The sequence below is a fragment of the Zooshikella ganghwensis genome (genome assembly GCF_018263875.1).
Lineage (GTDB): Bacteria > Pseudomonadota > Gammaproteobacteria > Pseudomonadales > Zooshikellaceae > Zooshikella > Zooshikella ganghwensis.
Genome location: NZ_JAEVHG010000009.1, coordinates 137101 through 162788, shown reverse-complemented (window position 1 = coordinate 162788; position 25688 = coordinate 137101). Strand labels below are relative to the sequence as shown.

22 protein-coding genes are annotated in these 25688 nt (G+C 39.7%); 9 read left to right on the top strand and 13 right to left on the bottom strand.

All coding sequences use genetic code 11. From position 1 onward, the window contains the following. Positions 1-81: 81 nt before the first annotated feature. The gene (locus tag KHS79_RS14165; protein ID WP_094789256.1) at positions 82-1191 is read right to left on the bottom strand and encodes a TRAP transporter substrate-binding protein; all 1110 of its coding nucleotides are present in this window, start codon (positions 1189-1191) and stop codon (positions 82-84) included. Between the two features lie 492 nt (positions 1192-1683). Then, positions 1684-3858 carry a DNA helicase II gene (gene uvrD / locus KHS79_RS14160; RefSeq protein WP_212719854.1) on the bottom strand — a complete coding sequence of 725 codons (2175 nt, stop codon included), beginning with the start codon at positions 3856-3858 and terminating at the stop codon, positions 1684-1686. Between the two features lie 311 nt (positions 3859-4169). On the opposite strand from uvrD, the gene KHS79_RS14155 reads away from it, so the two are divergent. Together KHS79_RS14155 and KHS79_RS14150 are read left to right on the top strand one after the other, a co-directional pair. Then, a complete protein-coding gene (locus tag KHS79_RS14155; RefSeq protein WP_038290326.1) occupies positions 4170-5027 on the top strand; it encodes a MurR/RpiR family transcriptional regulator in 858 nt (285 codons plus the stop codon). Between the two features lie 146 nt (positions 5028-5173). Beyond that, entirely contained in the window at positions 5174-5356 is a 183-nt protein-coding gene (locus tag KHS79_RS14150) for a PA3496 family putative envelope integrity protein (protein ID WP_027707387.1), read from the top strand. Positions 5357-5434: 78 nt separating this feature from the next. Here the strand turns inward: KHS79_RS14150 and KHS79_RS14145 are convergent, their stop codons facing one another. From KHS79_RS14145 to ubiU, 3 genes are all read right to left on the bottom strand, one after another. Further along, complete coding sequence (locus tag KHS79_RS14145) at positions 5435-6307, bottom strand: DUF4123 domain-containing protein (protein WP_027707388.1); 873 nt, start codon at positions 6305-6307, stop codon at positions 5435-5437. Positions 6308-6937: 630 nt separating this feature from the next. Then, a complete protein-coding gene (locus tag KHS79_RS14140) occupies positions 6938-7843 on the bottom strand; it encodes a U32 family peptidase (protein ID WP_212719853.1) in 906 nt (301 codons plus the stop codon). Next, positions 7834-8832: a ubiquinone anaerobic biosynthesis protein UbiU gene (ubiU, locus tag KHS79_RS14135; RefSeq protein ID WP_212719852.1), complete on the bottom strand. Its 999-nt coding sequence runs from the start codon at positions 8830-8832 to the stop codon at positions 7834-7836. The genes KHS79_RS14140 and ubiU overlap by 10 nt, the downstream gene beginning before the upstream one ends. Before the next feature lie 143 nt (positions 8833-8975). Here ubiU and ubiT point away from each other — a divergent pair, with 143 nt between their 5' ends. Continuing rightward, the gene (gene ubiT, locus KHS79_RS14130; RefSeq protein ID WP_051310984.1) at positions 8976-9458 is read left to right on the top strand and encodes a ubiquinone anaerobic biosynthesis accessory factor UbiT; all 483 of its coding nucleotides are present in this window, start codon (positions 8976-8978) and stop codon (positions 9456-9458) included. Here the strand turns inward: ubiT and KHS79_RS14125 are convergent. Then, entirely contained in the window at positions 9455-9901 is a 447-nt protein-coding gene (locus tag KHS79_RS14125; RefSeq protein WP_212719850.1) for a VanZ family protein, read from the bottom strand. The two genes, ubiT and KHS79_RS14125, sit on opposite strands and share 4 nt — an antisense overlap. A gap of 208 nt (positions 9902-10109) precedes the next feature. Between KHS79_RS14125 and KHS79_RS14120 the strand changes: the two genes are divergently transcribed. Both KHS79_RS14120 and KHS79_RS14115 read left to right on the top strand, forming a co-directional pair. Next, on the top strand, positions 10110-11816 hold the full coding sequence (locus tag KHS79_RS14120) for a SufS family cysteine desulfurase (RefSeq protein WP_212719848.1): 1707 nt from the start codon (positions 10110-10112) through the stop codon (positions 11814-11816). A gap of 272 nt (positions 11817-12088) precedes the next feature. Then, positions 12089-12814 (top strand): DUF4184 family protein, encoded by a 726-nt coding sequence (locus KHS79_RS14115; protein WP_212719846.1) that lies wholly within the window; start codon positions 12089-12091, stop codon positions 12812-12814. 189 nt (positions 12815-13003) lie between these two features. Here the strand turns inward: KHS79_RS14115 and KHS79_RS14110 are convergent, their stop codons facing one another. From KHS79_RS14110 to KHS79_RS14080, 7 genes are all read right to left on the bottom strand, one after another. Continuing rightward, positions 13004-13285, bottom strand: a complete 282-nt coding sequence (locus KHS79_RS14110; RefSeq protein WP_212719844.1) for a hypothetical protein — start codon at positions 13283-13285, stop codon at positions 13004-13006. A gap of 195 nt (positions 13286-13480) precedes the next feature. Next, positions 13481-14278, bottom strand: a complete 798-nt coding sequence (tcdA, locus tag KHS79_RS14105) for a tRNA cyclic N6-threonylcarbamoyladenosine(37) synthase TcdA (RefSeq protein WP_212719842.1) — start codon at positions 14276-14278, stop codon at positions 13481-13483. Positions 14279-14361: 83 nt separating this feature from the next. Next, on the bottom strand, positions 14362-15498 hold the full coding sequence (locus KHS79_RS14100) for an aminotransferase class V-fold PLP-dependent enzyme (RefSeq protein ID WP_212719840.1): 1137 nt from the start codon (positions 15496-15498) through the stop codon (positions 14362-14364). Continuing rightward, positions 15495-16241 carry a tryptophan 2,3-dioxygenase family protein gene (locus KHS79_RS14095; RefSeq protein ID WP_212719838.1) on the bottom strand — a complete coding sequence of 249 codons (747 nt, stop codon included), beginning with the start codon at positions 16239-16241 and terminating at the stop codon, positions 15495-15497. Before KHS79_RS14095 ends, KHS79_RS14100 begins: the two co-directional genes overlap by 4 nt. A gap of 435 nt (positions 16242-16676) precedes the next feature. Further along, a complete protein-coding gene (locus KHS79_RS14090; RefSeq protein WP_094789509.1) occupies positions 16677-18026 on the bottom strand; it encodes a sodium-dependent transporter in 1350 nt (449 codons plus the stop codon). 320 nt (positions 18027-18346) lie between these two features. After that, entirely contained in the window at positions 18347-19081 is a 735-nt protein-coding gene (locus KHS79_RS14085; protein ID WP_094789246.1) for a substrate-binding periplasmic protein, read from the bottom strand. A gap of 575 nt (positions 19082-19656) precedes the next feature. Next, complete coding sequence (locus KHS79_RS14080; protein WP_212719836.1) at positions 19657-20289, bottom strand: PEP-CTERM sorting domain-containing protein; 633 nt, start codon at positions 20287-20289, stop codon at positions 19657-19659. 743 nt (positions 20290-21032) lie between these two features. On the opposite strand from KHS79_RS14080, the gene KHS79_RS14075 reads away from it, so the two are divergent. The 4 genes from KHS79_RS14075 to KHS79_RS14060 all read left to right on the top strand — a co-directional run bounded on the left by KHS79_RS14075 (position 21033) and on the right by KHS79_RS14060 (position 25627). Next, complete coding sequence (locus KHS79_RS14075; RefSeq protein WP_212719834.1) at positions 21033-22121, top strand: SGNH/GDSL hydrolase family protein; 1089 nt, start codon at positions 21033-21035, stop codon at positions 22119-22121. A gap of 576 nt (positions 22122-22697) precedes the next feature. Further along, positions 22698-23876 (top strand): SGNH/GDSL hydrolase family protein, encoded by a 1179-nt coding sequence (locus KHS79_RS14070; protein ID WP_212719832.1) that lies wholly within the window; start codon positions 22698-22700, stop codon positions 23874-23876. Positions 23877-24005: 129 nt separating this feature from the next. Beyond that, positions 24006-24749 carry an SDR family oxidoreductase gene (locus KHS79_RS14065; RefSeq protein WP_027710220.1) on the top strand — a complete coding sequence of 248 codons (744 nt, stop codon included), beginning with the start codon at positions 24006-24008 and terminating at the stop codon, positions 24747-24749. 137 nt (positions 24750-24886) lie between these two features. Next, positions 24887-25627, top strand: coding sequence for a helix-turn-helix transcriptional regulator (locus tag KHS79_RS14060; RefSeq protein WP_212719831.1), 741 nt, complete (start codon positions 24887-24889; stop codon positions 25625-25627). Positions 25628-25688: the final 61 nt, after the last annotated feature.

Here is a 25688-nt window from a genome sequence, read left to right as displayed (position 1 = left end):
TTTGCATCATTCGAAGGGTATATCCTTCACTATTGATGAATATCTACAGCAAAGAATATACAAGGCTAATTCATGATTCAACTATAGCGCTCGTGTTTCGTAGTATGCTTGCTCAGAAATTTTATGATAATCCTTTACCTGTTTAGCAAACTGGGTGAATGATGTATAAATGCGTTTTGTGTAATCATTAGCTTCAGCTATCTCACTAACAACCACTTCCGACGTCTCTTTTAGCTTTTTCAGTACATCATCAGGCAATCGCAACAGGGTAACATTATACTTGCTTACTAACTGTTCTAATGCACTATTATTCCTAGCCGTGTATTCATCAAGCATGTCTTGATTAGAAGCTCGCACAGCTTGTTTGACAATTTCCTGCAAATCAGCAGGTAATGCCTCAAGTGCCTTTTTATTGAGAATGACTTCTAGCGTAGTACCTGGCTCATGCCAGCCTGGATAGTAATAATATTTAGCGGCTTTATATAAGCCAAATGCCAGGTCATTATAAGGACCTACCCATTCTGTTGCATCAATTGCACCCGTTTGTAGTGCAGTAAATAACTCCCCTCCAGGGATATTAACAGGCACCCCCCCTAGTCGTTTTAATACTTCTCCACCAAGGCCCGGTATACGCATTTTCAAGCCTTTCAAGTCTGCTGTTGACTCAATTTTTTTATTAAACCAACCCGCCATTTGTACCCCAGTATTACCTCCAGCAAAAGGCTTAAGATTGAACGGCGCATACACCTCATCCCATAGCTCCTGCCCACCTCCATAATGTAGCCAGCTATTCATCTCCTGAGCGTTAAAGCCAAACGGCACAGCTGCAAAAAATTGTGCTGCTTCAGCTTTCCCTTTCCAGTAATAGGCAGCGCCATGTCCCATTTCTGCAGTACCATTTGAAACAGCATCAAATACTTCTAGTGCAGGTACTAGTTCACCAGCCCCATATACCTTAATTTCCAGGCGCCCATTGCTCATAATTTTGACATTTTTTGCAAATCGCTCAGGTGCAGTGCCCAAGCCTGGGAAGTTTTTTGGCCAGGTTGTTACCATTTTCCAGTGTATCGTGCTTTTTTCTTCGGGCTTAACTACTTGGGTGCACTCTTTTTCAGACTGCTGAGAACAGCCCGCAACAGCAACCCCAACTGCACCTAAACTGGCTGCAGTCATAAAATCACGACGTTTCATTTTTATGACTCCCTATACTCTGCTCATTTGTACCCTTAGCTGAATGATGAGTTATTGTTATAGCTGTGAGGGTACTCAGTTTTATTTTTGCGTTTTTTTGCTATTTAGTCAGCACTGTTACTTTTATTATTGATCTACAGGCATTACTAACCTGCAAGTACTTTTAACCTACGAGACTCCTATCCCTTGGCGTCACTTCATATTAATTTACCTTGCTCAAAACAAAACAGGAAGTACACATTTCAACTTCCTGAAGGATATACCCAATGTACTGGGTATATCGAAAGATAGCTTGCTAGGGTCTGTTAATACTATTTGAATATCACCATCATAACCCTTCGGGCCGTGATTATGTTTCCACCTAGCCGTGTTACAAGTCATTTATGTAGAATGACTACCCGGCATTCATTCTGCTTTGATAGGCTAAAAATGTAACTTGCTAGGCGAAAAAATAGCCTACGGCAGTAGTAATTCAAATAGTGTAAACAGGCCCTAAATCACCTGTAGTTTTGCGTATGAAACCACCAACCACTTAACCCCTTCACGATCAAAGTTTACTTGTACACGAGCCTGTGCCCCTTGGCCTTCGTAGTTCAAAATAACACCTTCACCAAAAATACTATGCTCCACTCGTTGTCCAAGGGATAGCTCTGTATTGGGCACTGCACCTTTCATTGTTTTGCTTGTTAAAGAAACAGGACGAGAAATCTTAGTCGCCAGGCGTACTTCTTGTAGTAAGTCTTTTGGAATTTCTTTCAGGAAACGTGAGGGTCGATTCAAGTTTTCAGTACCATGCAGACGACGAGTCTCGGCATAGGTAAGATACAGTTGTTTCATTGCTCGCGTAATGCCGACATAGCACAACCGTCGCTCTTCCTCCATTCCATCAGCTGTTTCTAGTGACATAGCGTGGGGGAAAAGACCTTGTTCTAAACCTGCCATAAACACTAATGGAAACTCAAGCCCCTTGGCAGAGTGAAAGGTCATCATTTGCACACTGTCTTCATATTGTGCAGCCTGAGTTTCCCCTGCTTCTAATGCCGCATGATCAAGAAAAAGAGCAAGGGGACTTAACTCATCTTCACTATCCGGTATAGCTTCTACAGGATCAAACTCTCGGGTTGCAGTCACCAGCTCCTCTAAGTTTTCAATTCTAGCTCGACCCTTCTCACCTTTTTCTTTCCGGTGGTGTTCAATAAGCCCACTAACAGCAATCACATGATCTGTTAACTCATGTAATGGCAAGCCCCTTGTTGCCTGCTGCATTGTTTGAATCAGCGAATAAAACTGCTGGAGTGCATTGAGTGCACGGGCTGGCAACAACTTTCGTGTAATAACCTCTTGCCCTGACTGCCATAAAGGTATTTGCTGCTCTCGGGCTAAGTCGCGAAGGAGTTGGACTGTTTTTTCCCCAATGCCCCGAGCAGGAACATTAATAACCCGCTCAATAGCTGTATCATCAGCAGGGTTACTCAGCAATCGAAGATATGCAAGGGCATTTTTAATTTCAGCTCGTTCAAAGAAACGCTGGCCACCGTATATTCGGTAAGGAATACTGGAACGAAGCATTGCCTCTTCCAAAACCCGCGATTGAGCATTAGAGCGGTATAAAATTGCGATGTCTTTATAACTACCATGCTCATCAACCCAGGCTTGAATCTGCTCACTAATAAAGCGTGCTTCATCAACCTCATTATAGGCAGCATATACATTAATCTTGTCACCATCATCACCTGCCGTCCAAAGCTCCTTACCCAGGCGATCATTATTATTGGCAATCAATGCATTCGCTGCTTTCAAAATAGTATTGGTAGAACGATAGTTTTGCTCCAGACGAATGGTAACAGCGCTTGGAAAATCATTACTAAACTGTCGGATGTTTTCAATTTTCGCGCCACGCCACCCATAAATTGACTGGTCATCATCACCCACAGCCATCACACTGGCTTGCTGGCCCGCTAATACTCTAAGCCATGCATACTGCACCGCATTGGTATCCTGAAACTCATCAACAAGAATATGGGAAAAACGCTGCTGATAATGCTTAAGCAATTCCGGCTGCTTTAACCATAACTCATGGGAACGTAACAACAACTCAGCAAAATCCACCAGCCCACCGGCTTGGCATGCAGCTTCATAAGCTGTATACACTTTCAACCAGGTACGGGTTTGCAGATCACCATAGTCCTCAATATTTTCTGGACGCAGACCGTCGTCTTTTTTGCTATTAATAAACCACTGCACCTGTCGCGGGGGCCATTTGCTGTCATCTAACCCCATTTCTTTCATCAGTCGCTTTATCAAGCGAAGTTGATCATCACTGTCCATAATCTGGAATTGCTCAGGTAAACCTGCTAGCTGCCAGTGTGCTCGCAATAAACGGTGTGCAATACCATGGAAAGTACCAACCCACATGCCTCTTGCTGGAATATTCAGTAACGACTCAATACGTGAACGCATTTCGGCTGCTGCTTTATTTGTGAAAGTCACCGCTAACACGCTGTGGGCAGAAATGCCAACAGCTTGCACCAGCCAAGCAATTCGGTGTACCAATACACGAGTCTTGCCACTCCCAGCACCTGCTAACACCAATGCGGTATCTGCTGTCGTTGTTACAGCTTCACGTTGTGCGTCGTTTAAGTCATTCAGTATGTGTGAAATATCCATAAGCGGTGGAGAAAACCTTTAGCTACTTAGCTTGAATCGCCAGAAATCAGCCTATTTTGGCCTCTTTTACTCACATTGACCAGTTTCTTATGTAAAGAGTGCAGCATGACCTATAGCGTGATAATTGTCGTTTAATACAAGAATTTTGTAGTATTACTATACCCAAAACGAAGGGTTTTTAGGGGCGGCCGTCAAGCGATGAAGCCCCCGGAGCTTATATTAATAAGTGACTGGGGTGAAGAGCGCTGACAACAAACCCTAAAAATGATTCGTGAAGGGTATATACATTGTTAATAGGAATGAGTTTGATAATGCAGTCGAACAGCCTACTCAATCAAATCAGACAACAGTTTGCGGCATTAAGAAAGTCTGAGCAAAAAGTCGCTAGCTATGTGCTAAAACATCCATCTGAAGCGATCCATTTGAGTATTGCTGATCTCGCATTAGCCACAGAAGTGAGTGAGCCTACTGTTGTACGTTTCTGTAGAGCGATAGGTTGTAAAGGGTTTCAGGATTTTAAGCTACAGCTAGCCCAAAATCTGGCTCAAAACAGTAATTTTGGTGCCTATCGCATTCAGCAAACTTACACACCCGCTACATTAGAAACCGTTTTCGATAACACCATTGAAAGCCTATTAAAGGCTAAAAATACAGTTTCTGCCGCTATAGCTGAACAGGCTATTATCAGGCTGGCAAACAGTGAACGGGTTGAGTTTTACGGTTTTGGTGCATCAGGAATTGTTGCCCAAGATGCCCAACATAAGCTCTTTCGTTTAATTAAACATTGTGCGGCATATACAGACCCCCATATGCAGGCAATGTCTGCAGCCACACTGGGACCCGATGATACCGTGGTGGTTATTTCACAAACGGGGAGAACTGACGCATTACTACAAACGACACAGTTAGTAAAACAAGCATCAGCCAAAGTGATTGGTTTGTGCCCGGAACAAAGTCCTTTAGCACTCTTGGCTGACTGGGTATTAGATATTGGTATTCAAGAAGATACTGATCGCTATACACCTTTGTTATCACGTATTGCCCACTTAGTCGTCATAGATATGCTAGCAATGGGAGTTGCATTGACTAAAGAACCAGGCATTAATAACCAACTCAAGCAAATTAAAGAAAACTTAAGAAAGCTACGATTAAATAAAAAAGAGAAATAATTCACACTATTAAAATAGTTTCATAGGAAGTAGTATTAAACATTGATATTTACCACTTTTCTTCTTGAGGTTGTCACTTTAATTTCATAATTTCGTCATTTGAATATTGCATCTTACCAATAACGATACAACAGAAAGGTGCGGCTATGCGTATTGAAACAGCAGAAACTAACAATAATAATCAATTTTCAACGCAACACCCTGTTAAATCTAACCGAGAGAAATCTTCTCAGCGTTCTTTATTAGCGCGGAGGGCTATTGAAGACTACTTTGAAAACAAACGATTAAATTCGCTCATTGGTGATGACTACTGGGGAAAGAGTAATTAAAAACTAACATTAGCCATAGTACGCAAACTGAGCTAGTAACAATAGATGCCTACAGGCAACTATTGTTACGCATATTTATTAAGCAACACTATTGAGTAAAACACCTCTGTCCTTCGTACTGACTTTTTCCCAGTAATTCAAAATTGCCTGACTCAAAATAGTGCCTTCTGCACTAATAGGTGTCAAAAAGTCTACTAAACTATTAATATAACCAAACTCAATTAGCGACTGAGCATCAATCGTCGTGGCAGCTCTTTTTAATTTATTAAAAAGTTTTATTGTCTTGCTGGATTTTCCCTCATTCAGTCCATCCAGCTCATCCAATAAATTATTTTGTATCGACTGGGTTAAAGCATAAGCTAAAGCCTGGTTGATTAATATTGAAAACTGCTGCCGGCTAATAATTAATGAAGTTCTTGTTTCATAAATATCCGCATTATCACCTTCCTTAGCCAAATCAAACAGCTCATTAGTCATCAAGTCTGCACCAATGAGCCGAGAGGCAGGACCAATGAGTTGATTAAACTGGTAGCATGCCAATGTACGACTCAATAACCTTAATAAAGTTGGGTTATAATACCGGATATGTATCCAATGCTTATTAGGTAAAATAAATTCCAATACACGTTGTAAGTGTACAAAATAAGCTGCAATATCTTCTGTACAAAAAGCAAAAAAACCTAGCGGTTCCAGACATGACTTATTAAGAAGCCACTCATATAATGTGCTATCTGGCTCCAGTTTAATCAGGTAAGGTGCTTGTGCAAACAAATCTTCTGCAGGTGTCCCTCTGAATAAAGATTCACACTGAGGGTTGAAGTTATCATCAAGCTCCCATATTTTGTCAGGTAATTCAGCTTCGCAAGCTGAGTCTAATACAAAATACAGGTTATCTGCCCCCTCTTCTTTTATTGCTGCAGACATCTTATCCCGATAGGCTACGAGCAGCATTACTCCCTCCGTTGGCATTTTATGCGTGTTTGCTTTTATTTGATCATATTATCCGCAAACAGAATTTGGTTTGATCCTTTTTACTTTTCTTATTGATCTTTACTTATATACTAGCCATAACGTACTTCGTACGATCATCACCTTAGCCTAGCACAACTTATAAACTACGCCATGTCAAGTAGTGAATCTAAATCCACTTTCAAAAGCTATATGGTATCAGCTCACCCTACTCTCTACGAGAATCAAGGTTACTCATCACTGATACACAATACCTATATTTACCACTATTTTATTTAAAAAATTTTATACGACCTCGCACAAGCATAGCTAAATTTAATATATAAGACATTATACGTATATTATAAAAAACATACTACTCAGATAAGTGGTAGAATACACTGGATTAAGCAATATAAAAGTAAGCTATTAGACTACTCCAGGCTTGGACACATTACTCGCTGATTCTTCAACGCCAAAATAAAACGAATGTTTTATTTTGGCGTCCTATGATTTATTTAAAAGCCTGCTAGAAGAATAAGGTAATTGAATACCCTAAAGGAATTGCACATAAAATATGTGTGTGATGGTTAGCGATTACACTCATGCAATGTATAAATTATTGGAAATATTTTATCCAGTTACAATCAGTCCCGGCTCCCCATACCAATAACCATTGCATTCATCTTCAGCCAAATTACTTAAAGTCTCAGTACTATCAAAACGACCATTTAAAGCTTGTTGCGCAGCATTTATCACTTCTAACGTACCTTCGAGTTGAGGTGAAACCCTAACGATATCAACCCCAACGTCAGCCAAAGTATTTATTAATGGTAACAAATTACACTTTTTACCTGATAACGTTTGAATACCATTGAGTGTAAATAACTGGTCTTTTTCTCTGGTTTGAACGCTCAGCCCTTCCGGATCATCCAAGCAATTACGCTGACAATTGTCTTTTTGTACACCTTTCGCTCTTGAAGAAAAACACCTGGCAGAAAATGCCAATGGTAACCATCCATAACTAAAAACTTCGACTTCAGGGCGTGCCTGCTGCGTCTTATCAAGCTCAAGCAATGTCTCTTTAATCTGTTGCCCGGACATTTCAACTGGTGGTACCCAACGAGTCAGCCCTTTATCCAATAATACAGACAAGCTTAGATGGTTATAAATATTGATACTGCTACCTATCACAAAAGGAACTTGCATTCGTGCGAGCAAAGCAACGGCAGACATATCATTCGCCTCAACCGTTATCCCCGCATTGCAGACTCGCTCAATCAATTTATAGTCACTATTTGCACAGACTAATGCCAAACTGGATAAATAAACCTGCTTCCCTGCAGCTTGTAAGTTTTTTCCAATAGCCAGCCAATCCTCTAGTGACAGCTCATTACGCTTAGCACATACCGTCTCGCCAAGATAAATATCGTCTACGGCACTTGGCGCTATTTGCTCATAAAAATGGATGACCTTTTCTTTTGCCCAGTAAAAAGGTATTGCAGACAAAGATAGTTTCATATTATTTCTTACTGCCATGGCCGAGAGTAAGCTCCTAGTGTTGTTTGTACACCCTCAGACAGCTTACATAGCTGTTGAGCCCACTGCTCCTGTACTAAAAACTTTTCAGGGTTAGCATTAAGCTGATCAATGGCTTCGCGCCAAATGCGCACAACATTGGCCACATAAGCAGGGCTGCGTTGGCGCCCTTCGATTTTTACTGCTTTCACACCCATTTGATAAAGCTCAGGCAACAAACTCAGTGTATTCAAGCTGGTTGGCTCTTCTAGCACATGAAAGGTTTCCTGATTGACTTGAAAGCGTCCCTTACACAAAGTGGGATAGCCTGCTGGCTCATCCGGTTGATAACGATCGATAAGAACACCATTTAGGCGAACATCAAGGTGTTGCTCCTGAGGCTCCCAACGCACATGATGGGCAGGTGAACAAGCGCCATTTTTATTAGGTGACTCTCCCGTTAAATAAGACGACAAGTGACAACGTCCTTCAGCCATAATACATAAGCTACCAAATGCAAATACCTCAATATCAACAGGTGAGTTGGCTACCACTTGGGCAACCTGCTTGGCAGACAGTACTCTGGGCAAAACAGCTCGTTTAACAGCAAATGTCTCCTGATAAAAGCTTAATGCTTGAGGATGCGTTGCTGAGCCCTGCACTGATAAATGTAATGGTAAGTGAGGGTAGTGCTGATGTGCATATGCCATAAGCCCTATATCAGCAATGATTAATGCATCAACATTCAGTGATGCTGCTTTATCAATAGCCTGCAACCATGGTGCAATTTGTGCCCCTTGTGGATAAGTATTCAATGCCAGAAAGACTTTAGTACCTTGTTGTTTAGCAAACTGAATACCTTCCTCCAACTTTCCTGTGGAAAAGTTCAAACCCGGAAAGTGACGTGCATTGGTTTGGTCACGAAAGCCAACATAAACGGCATCGGCTCCATGAGTAACTGCTGCTTTTAGGGCAGGCAAATTACCCGCTGGACACACAAGCTCTAACATATACATACCTCAAGCAGCAGGAAAATGTTCAGCAAAGTAACATAGTCTGCCCACACTACAGTTGATTGATATCAACGCAATTCTTTTACGGGTTTTCTAGATTGAAGCACTATTGATGACAACGAAGATAACCATTACTTACCATGAACTTACTGTTTACAGCTCTTGAGAAGCATGCAGCACTCTTAACAAAACCTGTGCACTTATGCCCCACAATGATACAAACACATGTATTGGAGAAGCTTCTCAACCATTTATTGAGTTCAGTTATTGATGAAGGGGAGCTCGACTTTCTTGAAGATCAGTGGATTGAACTTAAGCTGCTAGATTGCGATTTAAGCTATTTTTTAGGCTATAACTCACAAGCTCAACGTTGTCTTGTGCAAGATAAAGGAGCAGCAGACGCCAGCATCAGCTGCAAATTAACTGATGCCATCTTACTGATAACACAACAGGTTGACCCTGACACATTATTCTTTCAACGGCGACTTTTACTGGAAGGCAATACAGCGCTAAGTCATGGCTTCAAAAATATACTCGACACTGTTGAGCTTGACCAACTTGGCTTTCCACTTAGCCACGGTATTCAGTTGCTGTCTAGAGCCTTCCCTCAACCACAGACTTAATTCTCCAACTTAATAAAAGCCAGCTTTACTCTTAAATTAAGCCAATAAAACACCGTAGCCCACTCATTACCATAACGTGCCTGGGCTACCAATATACTTGGTATCATTCCCAAGAATACAATACCCAAATAGCCGCTCACTAAATCATAGTAAGAAAACGTTCTATAAAAAATATACTGTTGGGAAAACTCCGCATATGTTGCGTAAATTGCCGTTATAACTGCAACTAAACAAACACTAAAAATACGCCACTTTCTTAAAACACTCAAAATATTAATACCCAGCGTTAAAACAATAAACCCCATTGCTAAAAAATGACCTAATTTATCCCCCCCAGGAAACCTATAAACTCGATACAGAACATAAGGCAGAGCGCCTTGTTCCGCACAATAAATAATCCAAACAATTAGGCAAGAAAGTACAAAAAAACCAAACTTAATCATGAATATTTATTATTGAATGTATTTCGGTACGAAAAAATATTTTGATGTGCATATTTCAGAAGAGTAGATTCGCACCATAGAAATAACAATTAAATTACTGCTTAATTATTACTCATAACAAAGATTATACTTTCAAAAACAACAACTACACATTAAAGTAACACCTAATCCCCCTTTCAACCCATAGGGAAAATAACAGACAGACTTTATGAGCTTATTTGACGTTAACACAGTACGGCAAGACTTTTCAGGACTTCACCATACAGTGCATGGACACCCTTTAGTTTATTTTGATAATGCCGCTACAACCCATAAGCCAACGAATGTTATAAAGGCTGAGATGGATGTTTATCAACAGTGTAATGCCAACGTTCATCGTGCCAGCCACTACCTAAGTAGTATCGCTACCCAGCGCTTTGAAAATGCCCGTCATAAAGTACAACACTTTATTAATGCCAGTCGACCCGAAGAGATTATCTGGACTAAAGGTGCAACTGAAAGCTTAAATTTGATTGCACAAAGTTATGCTTTATCCACCTTACAAAAAAACGATGAAATACTCATATCACCGCTCGAACATCATGCGAATATTGTTCCCTGGCAAATAGTTACTCAACAAACCGGCGCTCAGCTTAAAGTTTTGCCACTTAATAATGCACTACACATTGATACTCAGATAGTACAACAACACATTTCTAAAAAAACACGATTACTTATCCTGACGCATGTATCCAATGCACTAGGAGTCATCAATGATGTTGCTGCTCTTTGTAAACTCGCCAAACAACATAACATCATAACAATCGTAGATGGTGCACAAGCTGTCGGGCACTTTCCCATTGATGTACAACAGCTAGGGTGTGATTTTTACGTTTTCTCAGGTCATAAAATGTATGGTCCAACAGGTATAGGAGTGCTTTATGGTCGCTTTGACTTGCTTGAAGCTATGCCCCCCTGGCAAACAGGTGGTGAAATGATCCAGCAAGTCAGTTTTGATAAAACAACCTATAACCAACTTCCCTTCAAGTTTGAACCCGGCACCCCCAATATCGCAGGTGCTGTTGGTTTAGGAGCCGCCATAGATTACTTACAAAAACATGATAGAGCACAGTTGATAAATTATGAACACCAATTAATGAATTACCTGCAGAATTCATTAAACACCTTTTCTGATATACATGTCATCGGGTCTTCAAAGCAAGTAGAGCAACCAGATAAAATACCCATTGCAGCTCTGACATTTTCTCATGCACATATTCAAGACATTGGCCTGTTACTTGATCAAAAAGGCATAGCGGTTAGAGTGGGCCATCACTGTACTATGCCACTTATGGAATATTTAGGTGTTTCGGGAACGCTGAGAGTTTCACTTTCATTTTATAACACCCAACAAGAAATTGATTGGCTAATTGAGTCACTGCATAACATTTTAGAACATGCAGAGGATAAGCTGATTTATTGTCCAAACACCCCGCCTAAAGGCTTACAGTTTTTTGTACTCGATAGCCAACAAATAACCTCAAAACTTCTACAGCAGAAAAACTGGGAAAGCCGCTATCGACTTATTATGCAAAATAGCAAACTATTACCGCCATTGCCTACAGAATATAAAACTGAAGCGAACCGAATATCAGGGTGTGAAAGTGAGGTGTGGCTGGTTTCAAGCTTTGATGAACAAAGTAAAACGCTTCAATTTTGGGCTGACAGTAATGCACGTATTTTAAGAGGATTACTAACACTAGTCATAAGCTATGTTAATAATAAAACCCCTGAAGATATTCTAACAACTGACTTACAAGCGTTATTTTCCACACTCGATTTAGCTCACCATTTAAGTCCCTCAAGAAGCAATGGCTTAAATAGTATCGTACATACTATTCAACAAATAGCACGAGACTATGTTAGCGAAATTTAAGTAATAAAGTGTGAAGCAGAATTTTTCCTTGACTAGCGTGCGAATTAAATATTTGCTTTCAGGCATGTTCACTGAGAGTGACACAGTCTATTCGCGGATAGGCTGATCGGTGTATTCCTAAACAATATTTAAACTAAACTGCACTTTTATCTCTTACTTACTAAACCTGATGTCTTATCATGCAGTCGCAATTGCTATTAGTGCTTTCCTTGGTGTATATATGTGACCTCTATTATTTTTAGAACTGCCTCAAGCGTAACGTTTATTAATAGTTGAATAAAGCAATGCCGTACACACTTTCACATGCAATAATCAGCCTTCCTGTATCAGTAATGACGCGAGGAAAGATTCCGCTTGCAGCATTAGTTGTTGGTAGCGTTTCACCAGATTTTCCGTATCTGTTAGCACTTACTCCAACAGAAGCCCCGGGGCATTCTGTGCTCGGAGTATTCACCCATTGTCTTATACCTTCTCTTTTGATGTTACTTGCATGGTACCTCTGGTTAGCAGGCCCTACATTGGACCTGTTGCGATTGCCAAAAGAGTCACAGTCATTCGGGGTAATGCCTTTTTTTATGATTGTATTTGGAGTGCTAATTGGTGCATACAGTCATGTGTTGTGGGATGCAACAAGCCATGCTGATGGAGCATTTGTTATCAACAGTGAGTTCTGGAACAAAGCGTTTTTTTCCCTCCCACTGTATAAATGGAATCAATACGGCAGTGGTATCCTGGGCCTGATAGCGTTGTCCTCTTGGTATTTATATACTGTGGCTAGTAATCACCAAGCTAAATATCAAGGCAAGTTAACCTTGGGTCTCACCATCTATGGAACATGCACCATATTTTTTATAGTACTGGCAAATGTTATCCATGGCTCCAGTACGCTTACAGATTACGCTGTTCGTTCTGCTAACGGGGCCATCACTGGTTGTTTTGTCGGCATGTGTATTTATGCGCTCGTGGTCAATTTGAAGAAACGAACAAATACTCCCTAATCTGTTAAGATTTAAGTGCATTAATCAATGAATTCAGTTTATATAAAGGGAGTCAAGCCTTTACTAATTTCTATTTTATTCACCGTGTTTTGGCTAGAAATTATCATCATACTGATCTTAGGGTTAATTTAAATTAAACTGACAAAACAAAGTGTTAGACGCCTTAGCCACTTGTTTTGTGTGCTAAGGCTAACTGGCTTTGTTATGTTTTTCCTGATATTCACTTAATTTCTTTTTCCATATCCAGATAAATGGTACAGATAAAATAAGAAATATCACAGCAGTGGAATAAGAGCCAAAGAGTGGTTTGACTAAGTCACCAACTGCAGTAGCTAAGCTCATAATTAATAAACCTTTCCCTCCACCAAGTGACGGATCTGATCGATCTATATACGCACTAAACACTGCTAATAGTAATATCATGCAAGCTGTTGAGAAGTAACACCAAGCAACAACTTTTTCATTATTCAAGCTCAAACCCTAATTTTGATACTGCGATTAAACATAACTATTAATGAACGTCTCTCTGGCATAATATACTAGAGTATGAAAAGTATATTAAAAATTAAAATATCCATAAGCTCCAGGCAGCTACTGTCTGTTTAACAATAACAGCCATATTTTTTTAGTGCTTCAGGTTAAAGTACTGAGCTAATAGCAATGCGCTCAATGAGCAAGCGATGCTTTTTTTAAGATTTTTTCTATTGCACGTGCGGCAGCAGTCAGACCAAATGCTGCCGTTACCATAGTCACAGCACCAAAGCCACTGGCACAGTCGAGCCGTGTACTGCCTTCTTGTAATGACTTTTGTTGACAAACAGAGCCATCTGCCTGTGGATAAACGAGTTGCTCTGAGGAATAAACACATTCTACACTAAAACGACGTTTTGGATTTTGAGTAAAATTATACTTTCTTCGTAGTAGAGAGCGCACTTTTGCAGAAAGAGGATCATTGTATGTTTTACTTAAATCACCATAGGTAATTTGAGTTGGGTCTTTTTGCCCTCCAGCGCCTCCAGTAACAATGATTGGAATTTTACGTCTTTTGCAAAACGCGATGAGTGCAGCTTTGGCTTTTACACTGTCAATGGCATCAATCACGACAGAGAAATCCGTTGATATATACTCTTCAAGTGTTTCCTCTGTAATAAAGTCATCCACTTCTTCAACCTGACATGCAGGATTGATCTGACGTATTCTTTCTGCCATAACAGCCACTTTGCTGTGGCCAATTGTTTCCTGCAGGGTATGTACCTGACGGTTGGTATTTGTAACACAAATATCGTCTAAGTCGATTAAGGTTAACTTGCCAACCCCGGTGCGTGCTAATGATTCTGCGGCCCAAGAACCAACCCCACCGATCCCTATTACACAAATATGTGCATTAGCAATGATGTTCGTTGCCTGCTCGCCATATAAGCGAGTTATTCCAGAAAACCTTTGATTAAATACGTCTTTATTCATGATACAGCTTTGGTCGTGATGCATTATGTGCTAACTATCTAGCTACTGATTATACCGTCATCCCTAACGATTGATACCCACAGTCATCTTCCTGTTACTGCAGGATCAAGCTGTAGAATGGCAGTAATTAGCTGCTCTAGTTCTTCACCCGTATTATAGATGTGAGGGGAAGCCCTCACTCCAAATCGTGGTCGATAATCCACAGCTATATTTTTCTTCTTTAAACAGGCAATCGCGACGTCAGGTTGCGCCATAGCAATACAAATAGTTCCCCCACGCTGCTCCTTAGGTTTTGGCGTTATTACTTTAAAGCTGTTTGCCTGCATGGCCTCCATGAGCACATCGCCTAAATGCAGGTTATGCGCCCTTATGTTTAATAGACCAATATTCGTTAACTGACGTATTGCAGATGCTGCAACAGCAAACGATTGAATGCTTGGTGTTCCCCCCATAAAACGCAGTGCATCATTAGCATAAGCAAAATGCGTAATATCAAACTCAAATGGGTCCTGATGGGAAAACCAACCTACATCGGTTGGTTCAAGTAATGGTAAACGGTCACCTTTAATGATTAAGTAACCACATCCAGGTCCTCCGCATAACCATTTTACACAAGAGCCAATCACTGCATCAGACTGCCACTGCTTAAAGTCAATGGGCACGACACCTGCAGACTGTGCAACATCTACCACCGACCAAATGTCTCGTTCTTGCGCAAGCTTTGTTAGTTGCGCTATGGGCTGTTGATAACTGTTACCATAAAAAACATGAGTAAATAAGGCTAACTGTACATATTCATTCATATGTTGCTGCCAGTCTTCGAGAGATACCACACCATCTTTGGCAGGTACCAGCTGCACAGCGTAGCCCAATGCAGCCGCTTGCTTGGCAACGAAACCCATTGAAGGAAAGTCCAGCTCAGAAAGCAGTAAAATATTGCGTCCAGCACGTTGAGGCAAAGCACCAATTAACTTACTCAGTCCAGCACTTACATTAGGCTGTGGACAAACCTCATGGGGCTCACAATTAAACAGGTCAGCTACTGCTTTACAAAACCCTTGCAAGCTAGTCAGCCATGAGTCCCATGCACCATTGCCTAAATCTCGCCATTGTTGGCTGAATTCATGTTCTGCTAAGTCGCTCGCTTTAGTTTTTGCCCCTACAGAATGATTTAGAAAATAGAGACCTTCAGGCACATAAAATGACTTTCGATAGCTCATTGATTTTCACCATCGTTTATTGAAGGCCGCTTCACTCCATACTCGCCACCCCATGAGTCGGTCATTTGGTTGCGAATTTCCCATAGCGTAGGATAAAAATAGTGTTGGACACCTTTTTCCAGCAAGCCAACAGAGCGTCCTTTTAGAGACTTTGCGCCTAAGCCAATACTTCGCTCAATCAGTAATAAGTGTCGAAAACGAAATAACCTAAACTGTTCATCAAACTCTGCAAGAGCTTCTGCAATAACATAAGCATCGTCATGGCTGTAGGTTGAGTCATAAACTTGCTCAATGGATAGTTCAGATGGTTTTAAATAGCTCTGCTCATAGCTTTTCCACAATTGTGGCGCCATTTTCAATAAACTACGGAAGCCGGGTGATTCTTGTCCACTGCCATTACCTAATTGTAATCGGATAGCCTGATACTCCTTGGGCGACATCGTCTCTAAAATAGATAAACCATTAGTCATTTGTTGTTGTAATTTATGCACTCGCCCAAACAGTGTTATCACTCGGTTGGTATGTTTCTGCACAAGATAGTCATCAATATCCAATAGTGTAAAACCAATAAGCTTCATCCATAGCTCTTGAACCTGATGTACAACCTGAAACATCAACTCATCTCGGTTACAAAACTCATCATAGGGCTTTTGGCATGTCAGTAGACGCTGGGTCTGTAAGTAGACCTCATAATCTAGTTCTCCTTCCCCTTGCATTAATTGGTAGTAATGCTGACGATCCATACGCAAACCTCCAAATCCTTTGTTTTGAAATATTTATCAGTTGCGATTTAGGTAAGTAAGTGATTACCCAGTGGTAGAGGGTGTCACAAAAGATCAGGAGGGAAATTAAGGAAAAAAAAGCACTAACGCAGGATCAATGGTCACCCATAGCGAGGATGTATTAGGCAAAAGGCTTTGGTTACTTGCCTCAGCATGTATATAACCGTGTGTTACGATCATAAGGGACTCATCATGAGATGCTTTTTATTATTATCTTCAGTCAGGAAAACACTTTAGATAAAAAGCCCCGGGCATGCAAATAAGACAGTAGCAAAAGTCATGTTTTATTATTGATGAGTGGGGCCTGCCCAACCTTTCCAACTCCGCAGTAACACAAACTGAGAAGACCTATCAAAAGCTTAGATGAGCAGGCTGCAGGATATCCTTACCTTTCAATTAAAATAAGGTATTTACGATTACCAGAATAATGAGTAGTGGACATACTACACGGACATACCATGGCCATATTTTCCAGAATACTCCTGTCATTAATTCCGGATACCCCTGCTTCAACTCTGCAATCACTTGTTGTCTATTCCACAGCCAAGCGCCCAAAATACAGGTCACCAAAGCCGTCAGTGGCTGCATATACTCCGTTGATACAGCAATCACCAAACCAAATAACTGCTGAAAGTTAAAAATGATAAGGGTGCTGATCAATAGCGCCAACAAGCCCAGTCCCCAGGTGATAAGGCTCCGCTTTTGCTTTGTTTTCTCTTGAAGCAGGGCAACGGGTACTTCAAGCATTGATATCGATGAGGTTAACGCCGCTAGGGTCATTAGCAAGAAGAACGCTACTGCTAATATACTGCCTATGCTGCCCATTGTTTCAAACAATGAAGGAAGTACGGCAAAAACCAGTGTATCTGAGCTCAATAACTCACCGTTTTCGCCATAAATCTGAACACCATGATTCATGGCTACAAACATCGCTGGCAGAATCAATAAACCAGCAATAAAGGCTACAGAAGTATCAATAGCAGTGACTTGCATAGCCATTTTCGGAATATGCTCTTTTTTGGCAAGGTAAGAGCCATAAACCATCATGGAGCCACCCCCTATGGTGAGCGAGAAAAAAGCCTGACCCATGGCACTGATTAACAGCTCAGAATCCCAAAGTTTATCCATATCAGGAATGAGATACATAGCCAGCCCTTGAGAGGCTCCCGGTAATGTCAGCAAATATGCAATAAGCGCAGCAAACAGTATAAATAATGCTGGCATCAGCCGTTGAGACCACTTTTCAACACCGTCACGTACACCACTTTGCACAATGGCAATGGTCAAAATATAAAAGACGGCCGCCGCTGTAAGGTTACGTGAAGTGCTAAAGTCGGTAAGCCACTCAGCAAGTGAGGTTAGCTGCAGTATGTTCGCGATGGGTGCCAGCATATAACATAAAAACCAGCCCGCCACGATGCAGTAAAATGTCATAACCAAGGTTGGCACAAGAATAGTGCCTAAACCCGCTATACTTGATAGCCATAAGCTGACACGACGGCGGTCTAACATGCGTAAGCTATCCCACGGGTTGGAACGGCCAAAACGCCCAATCGTAATTTCTACAACCAGCATGGGATAGGCAAGTAACGCTATCAGTACGATATACGCTAATAAAAAAGCGGCTCCACCATTTTCAGCAGCCCGAGTTGGAAATCCCCAGATATTACCTAAGCCGACTGCTGCGCCTGCTGCAGACATGACAAACCCGAACCGGCTTTTAAACTGTTCGCGCACTTCACCCACAACTTCAACCCTATTTGCAATGAAAGCATTTGCTAACAATTAACCACTAAAGACGTGGCAAGTTACCATGTAACAAACAAAATGCAATGACATACGTTTATAGATGTCAGCTTAAAGGTATGAGCAAAGCATCAGGTGAGCGAAGTTATTCACAGCTTTTTATACAGGTTATCCACAGCACGATATAAGCCCCCCCTCAACAAAGGGTCTCTCAATATCAAGTGAATATACATTTTACGAGAAGGAAAAAACGCTCCCTCTTACATCCTTAAAACTATAAGAGGGAGAATCATTGCTACTTTTTTAGGAAGGAATAACAGTTATAAGTAGCTGTTGATTATTTTTTCGATGCTTCCATTTTGCTCCATGCGCTTTAAGGAAGTATTTAATTGATTAATTGTGTCATCGTCAGTAAATTTATTCATGGCTAACCAAAGACCACTACTATTAAATGTATAAACAACAACCAAATCTTCTAATTTATGGCGCTTCGCAATAAATGGACCTGACAATGAACTGGTTGCCCAAGCATCAATCTTGTTCAGCTTAATTTTAGTAGCATTGACTACATCATTTTGAGCCTTTTCTACTTTAATGCCTTTCTTTTCTAAAAATTCAGAAATAGCATCATTTTCATAGCTACCAATACGGTATTTTTTCATATCCTGTAAGCTAGTTACTTTGATACTAGATCCTTTAGGGGCTAATAAGATCCATTCTTCTTTAAATAAAGGACCAACCCATTTAAAATCTTTTTCCCTTTCTGGGGTACGAAAAGCAGAATAAATTCCATAGTTTGTTTTCTTGACTGCTTTTTGATAACCACGATCCCAGCTTGAATATAAAGTCAGCTCCATATCTACATTGGCACGATTGAACATTTCACGAACAATCTCAGTGGCAAAGCCTGTTACTTTATCGTTCTTACCAAACGTACTGTAGGTAACTGTCATATTGAGTGGAGGAAATGGTTCTGTCACCAATTGAATAGTCTGGGCATTAGCTATCCCACTCAATAAAAACAGAAAACTCAGTGCTATTACTTTAGATCGCATATCTTAGTCCCACATGCTAGCGTACTAACAACCTTAAATTTGATAAGTACCTGCTTATCAAAACTTAAAACCCATTCATCATTGCCCATAAGATACTCATTAACCGCAATTACCACGTAAGCATCTTATGTTCAAATGACAATTAATAAGGTGGATACCCTTTATTTAAGGGTAGAGAGCTTCACCGACATCTATACTTTTAAACCAGCAAAGCTGATGAAATTTGCTACTCATTTTGCTGGCGCCTATTTTTACCGGAAACAGTTCACATTTAAATGAGCAAGGCCCGTGATTTAATTATGTAATTTCCGAAATGAAAATGGTTAACCACGCAGGAAAACCAATAAATGTGACAAACATCACAACTATATTTGATTTTATATAGCAATTGGCAATAAAGACGATATCAATAACTTTAGTGCACCAAGCCTTTGCTAATACCACTTGTATACTTAGCGAAAAAATTATCCCACCTTAATTCTATTATGACTCACTGTCTCTATAACAAAAAAACCCGCCGTTAAGCGGGTTTTTTATGCAACATCATCTCTGCGGTATATACAGCGCCTCAGGAATTACTTCTTTTTCCTAAGGGTAAGGCCTAGTAATCCTAGTCCTAAAAGCACTATAGGTGCAGGCGCTGGTACAGGTTTAGGTGGCTTGGGTGGTTTAGGAGGCTTTGGCGGTTTGGGCGTATTATAGGCAACAGCTGTTACCTTCAGAATCATGTCATCATAGTCACGATCAATACTGCCACCATCATCATTCAAACCTATGTAGTAGCTATTCTGCCCTGCATAGGCAACAAAGAAAGATGGTTTAAATGAACCTGCGCTGTTATTGGAACCATTTTTAACTGTTCCCTTCGGTGTTCTGAAATTGAAATTCAACCACCCAGCATCAGACAATACTTCAGTAATTTGCGTACCCTTTGCTGTAGATTTATTTACAAACTGCCCACCAATAGAGCCAAATAAATTACGCCACGAGGCTTCATAGCCTAGGTACGTGTAAGTCAGTTTCACTGCTGCAGTTGCTTTTAAATTAGCCCCTTGAATAACGGACATTCCAGGTCTGGTTTCACCAGTATTAGGATTATGACTACCTGGTAGACGCGTTGTCACCCCACCTTCAACAGAAAGTAAGCCTGCATGTGCACTTCCAATGCAGCATACGGCTAAAGCAACTGCACTCACGATTCTTTTCATGATTATTCCTTGTTTACTGCTTAAAACGACTTAATCTACTGTTTATTAGTTAACCAAATAATCAGCATATTTTTCATTGCGATTTCTGATAAGCAATCTAGATGCCACATTCAGGAACATTGGCTAAAAAAAGAGTTAACTAAAAGGAATAATCTTAGATATGCATACAAGCCATTGGTATTAAAGCAAAAATTTTTCTCTTATTAATTACCTTATTTAGATAATAGCTACCCAAACTGCCTAAGGGTTGAATAGATAGCTGTTAGATGTATTAAAACTGTAAAATCAGTACCCAAATAAAAACTAATATAAGTAGTTCATTTTTGCCATATTGATCACAAAAAGCTTTCTTTATTAACGAAATACCATGTTTCTGAATGTTTTTTAATCAATATGCAGCTTTTTCACTTGTAAAAAATATCAACATTTATCTTAAACAAGGATTACACTCTTTAATCCTATTCAGGCATATTCTCTAATACTTAGAATAACGCTATAAGACACTTACATAAATAATCAATAATTTGTTAATAGTTCTCATTTAATGTAATTTGTCATGAGGGTATATCAAAAACCCACATCTTAGTCATGGAAGAACAAGACATTTACTAATCAATTACAAAGGAGGTAATAACTTACGGAGTCTTTTTTACCCAGCAGCTTATATTTTAAACGCAATTAGAAGCGTACCTTAGAAACTAACCTATTTTCATAACTAACAATAACTACATAAATTTAACAATATGAAAAAACTAATACACTTCCTGCTTATTATTACCGCAGCTACACTTCTGAACTCCGCTTTTGCAGCACAACCAACAATTAGCCGTATTGTTGTTTTTGGTGACAGTTTAAGTGATACCGGGAAAATGTATCAAAAATCCTTAAAATGGATACCTTCTAGCCCACCCTATTATGATGGTCGTTTTTCTGATGGACCAGTCTGGGTTGACTACCTGAAAAGTCAATTAATGCAAGATAATATCCCAATATCCATTATCAATGAGGCAGAAGGGGGGGCAACAGCAGCCACATATGACATTACAGATAGTCCTGTAACACTTTTCATAAATACACTCAGTAATGAGCTCTCACAATTTCTTAGCAAAGATTACTTTAGAACTGGTGATTTGGTCATAGTTTGGGCAGGTGGTAATGACTACTTAAATCAGAAACAAGAAAGTGTCGATACAGTTTTATCCGCTATAGATAACTTGCTCAATCACGCCATAAATAGTAATGCTAGCCAGGTCATAGCATTTAACCTACCTCGATTAGATACTACACCACATGCTCACAAAAAACTTCCTGGAAAGTTAAGTGAACTTGCCAAGATTACAAGAGAGCATAATAACCGCTTACTTCAACTCATAAAAAAATATGACAATGAAAAGGTTAAAGTATTTGATATTGAGTCATTATTAGATCATATGATGAGCAACCCTGAACAATATGCATTAACAAATACAACACAAGCCTGTTATACAAAAGGATATGTGTGGAGACCTTTTATTAAAGGTAAAAACACAATGCCTTATATTGACGATTATCATTCAGACTATTTATCCTTGAAACCAATGGATCAAATGTCAGCCGAAGAGCTAGCACTACTGTTTCAAAACCCAGCATTCACAAATAACCCGATGCTTCAGGATGCTTTACCACAGATACAGACTAAAAAATCTGGCCCCCAGCGAATTGAACCTGCAGGTGATGCACCAGAAAGTTGTGATGGCTATTTGTTTTGGGATAAAATTCATCCAACGACAGCAACACATAAAGAGCTAGCAAGTAAGTTTTACACTTATTTGTTTGAGCGCTCCATGCTGTAAAATTTATGAGGCAAAGCAGTTTCTTTCAAAAGATGCTGATATTACTCCTCAAGCATTATCCTCCACTTGCAAACCTAGCTGTATGGGTTTGCTTCAAGATGAAGCGCCAAATTAGTGAAAACTAATCTTATTATATAAATTGAACTTTTAATAGTAACAAGTATATTTATATATTTCTACAACCCCCTTCATCAATTTAAAAAGCAGCAAGACTAAATAAAGGATTTACTTTACGTTTGTTGAAGTAGATTTAGTTTTATAAATTCTAATAAATTTAGTTATTCTTTTCTATTGTTAATTAAATTAGTCTTTCGTCCTGTTCATACTCTTCATTAACAGACGGTGCTGATATACTCTTCGCGAATGATTTTTAGGCTTTGTTACCATCGCTCTTCACCCCAGTCATTTAGTTTATCTAAACTCCTGGGGCTTCATCGCTCGGTGGCCTCGCCTAAATAACCCTTCACTGTGAGTATATACCACTTTATTTTGACACCTAAAAATGATTCATTATGGGTATATTTAAGTAAAGCATCGTTAAGCGCTTTAACCAACTCTTTAAAGTAAGCGTTACTCATGACTATAAAAAAAAGCATCATGACACTCTTTACATGTTCTTTTAAAAATAACATTAAGCTCATTAAATACCTGCTTGGATGTTTTTTACTCCTGATAAGTTACTCCACTCAAGCTGGATTATCGATTGAACGTATCATCATATTTGGCGATAGTTTAAGTGATACAGGAAAAATGTATCAAAAGTCGAAAGGTTGGTTGCCTTCTAGTCCACCCTATCATGAAGGTAGATTTTCTGATGGCCCTATCTGGGTTGACTTTTTAAAAGAGAAAATAAAGGAAAAGTATAGTAGCCAAGTAACAATCATCAATGAGGCTGAAGGTGGAGCTACTGCTGCTGCTTATGAAAAAGAATCATGGAACCCAACTTATCAAGTTATTAACAATCTCGATTTTGAGTTTAATCAGTATACGAAAGAAAATCAGTTCAGGTCTAATGACTTGGTAATAATATGGGCTGGCGCAAATGATTATATGACTAATGGCTGGCGTGATAGTGGTAGCGTTATGCTTGCAATCGATCAGCTCATCACTAAAGTCTTATTAGCGGGTGCCAATAATGTATTAGTTTTTAACCTACCCTTGTTAAGTACAACACCCTTTGCCATTCATCATGAACCAGAAAAGCTTAATGAACTAAAAGAAATCACTGAAGAACACAACAAAAAGCTTCGTCGGCTTATTAAAACAAGAAGCTACAAACATGTCAGACTGTATGATATTGCTTATGAATTTTCAAATATAATGAAAACAACCACCTATTATGGTTTTCATCATATAGATCAAGCTTGTTATAAAAAAGGTTACATTTGGCGACCATTTCTAAGAAATCATTACACATCGCAACAAATGATGGCAGAAGAGATAACGTTCCCTTCAGAAAATAACCAACCAAGATCACTTGATGAACTTAATGCAAAAGAAGTGTACCAGGTACTTATGAGCTCCTCTCTAGCAAATAACCCGATGATGCGAGATGCGTTTCCCTCTCAGCAGGCTTATTCTCACAATAGACGTATAGAACAAAGCCTTGAATTAGCAGGTAACAAACCCGAAGATTGTGAAGGTTATTTATTTTGGGATAAAGTCCACCCAACATCAGCAGCCCATAAAATATTAGCAGATAAAATTTTTAGGTTTATCCAACAGCGCTATGTGGACTACTACAGCTCATATTAAGTATACAACTATAGGCTACCCCATAGCCAATACGAAGGATTTTTACTGTTAGTCACTTCGACAGAATCAAGCTATAGTAGCAGCTTCCTTTAGTCAGTATCACTTACATCAGTAACTCTAAGGAAGAACATGCATAAGCTCATTTTAATCACAGGGGCCAGTCGTGGTATAGGAGCAGCAACGGCATTACTTGCTGCCTCACAGGGCTACAGTGTAATAGTCAACTATAAATCCCAAAAAGATAAAGCTATCCATTTAACAGAGCAAATCCGTAATTGCGGTGGCAATGCATGGACTATCCAAGCTGATATAAGTTGCCCTGAGCAAGTTATTCATATGTTTAATGAAATTGATTCATTAGGTATACTGAAGGCATTGGTGAATAACGCAGGTGTTGTAGACTTACAAACCTCATTTGTTGATGTTAAGCCTGAGCGCTTGCAACGCATATTTAACACCAACGTAATTGGTGCGATGTTATGTGCTCAACAAGCTATAAGACGAATGTCTACTCGTCATGGAGGTACTGGAGGTAGTATCATCAATGTCAGCTCAAGTTCAGTAATCACTGGCAGTCCCAATGTTTATGTTGACTATGCTGCAAGCAAAGGCGCACTTGATGTTTTCACCAGAGGATTAGCCAAAGAGGTTGCCCAGGAAGGTATTCGAGTCAATGCAGTACGTCCTGGTTTTATTAGTACAGACATTCACGCAGATACAGGTAACACAGAACGCTTTAACAATGCAGATAAAATCATTCCGCTAGGCAGATGCGGAAATACAGAAGAAATAGCTGAAGCTATTTTATGGCTTATATCGGAAAAAGCTTCTTACTGTGTAGGTAGTTTCCTGAACTTAACAGGGGGCCTGTGATTGAAAGAGCTAAGCAGCCAGCTGTGCTGAATAATTATCAATATAACTATATTAGTGAATACGATAACAAGCTGAAAATGCCAGACAATATACTTAAGGGAGCTAATTAATCCACTCTATGGAAAGAGGGATCACTTGTGATTATTAAAAACAACCATCCACTTATTAAGGCATCGAAATACATGCCTCAGTGGCAAATACGTCATTTTAGCTGGTTACCCATTAATCAAATAGTTTACAACTATGTACATTATGATCATGGTATTGCTAGCTTTGGTACAGATATTGACTGGTTTAGAACATATTGGGAGTGTGGACTACAAAATAGAGTGATTGGCAGGCTAAAACCTGGATTTCATAGCTGGGCACTCAATAATCACCTTCGTGCCGAAACCAGACTCGCTCATAAAAGTGGACTAAAATACAAGCTTGATATTGTCATCCAACATGAGGATTATTGCCAATTGTTTAGTATTGGTAGCATTATGCCGGCTCAAGTAGTATTGGATAACATCTTGAGTAACTACAACTTATTTCAAGAAAAACTACAATCTCTTGCCAACAGTCTACATAGTGTTATTAATGAAACAGGCTCTAAAATCTACTTGGAACCTGATATTTCATTGCGTGAACAACTGACGATTACCAGCGACTTTCAGCAACAACCTGACAGCTTAAATCTTACCCATATCGAAAAACAGTGCTTAGAACTACTCAACTTAAAATGCTCTACCAAAGAAATGGCAAACTCTTTGGGCTTAAGTGAAATAGGCATTAAAGCAATCATTTATCGTATTAACGCAAAGTTAAAAGAAGACCATCCTGCTTATTTTCAGTTTAAGGAAAAAAGTCAATCTATTGGTTTAATGAAAGCTTAGGTTTTAAGATTGTAAAAGCTACATTTGGCTGATGTTTATACTGAGTTTTAACGAATGAATA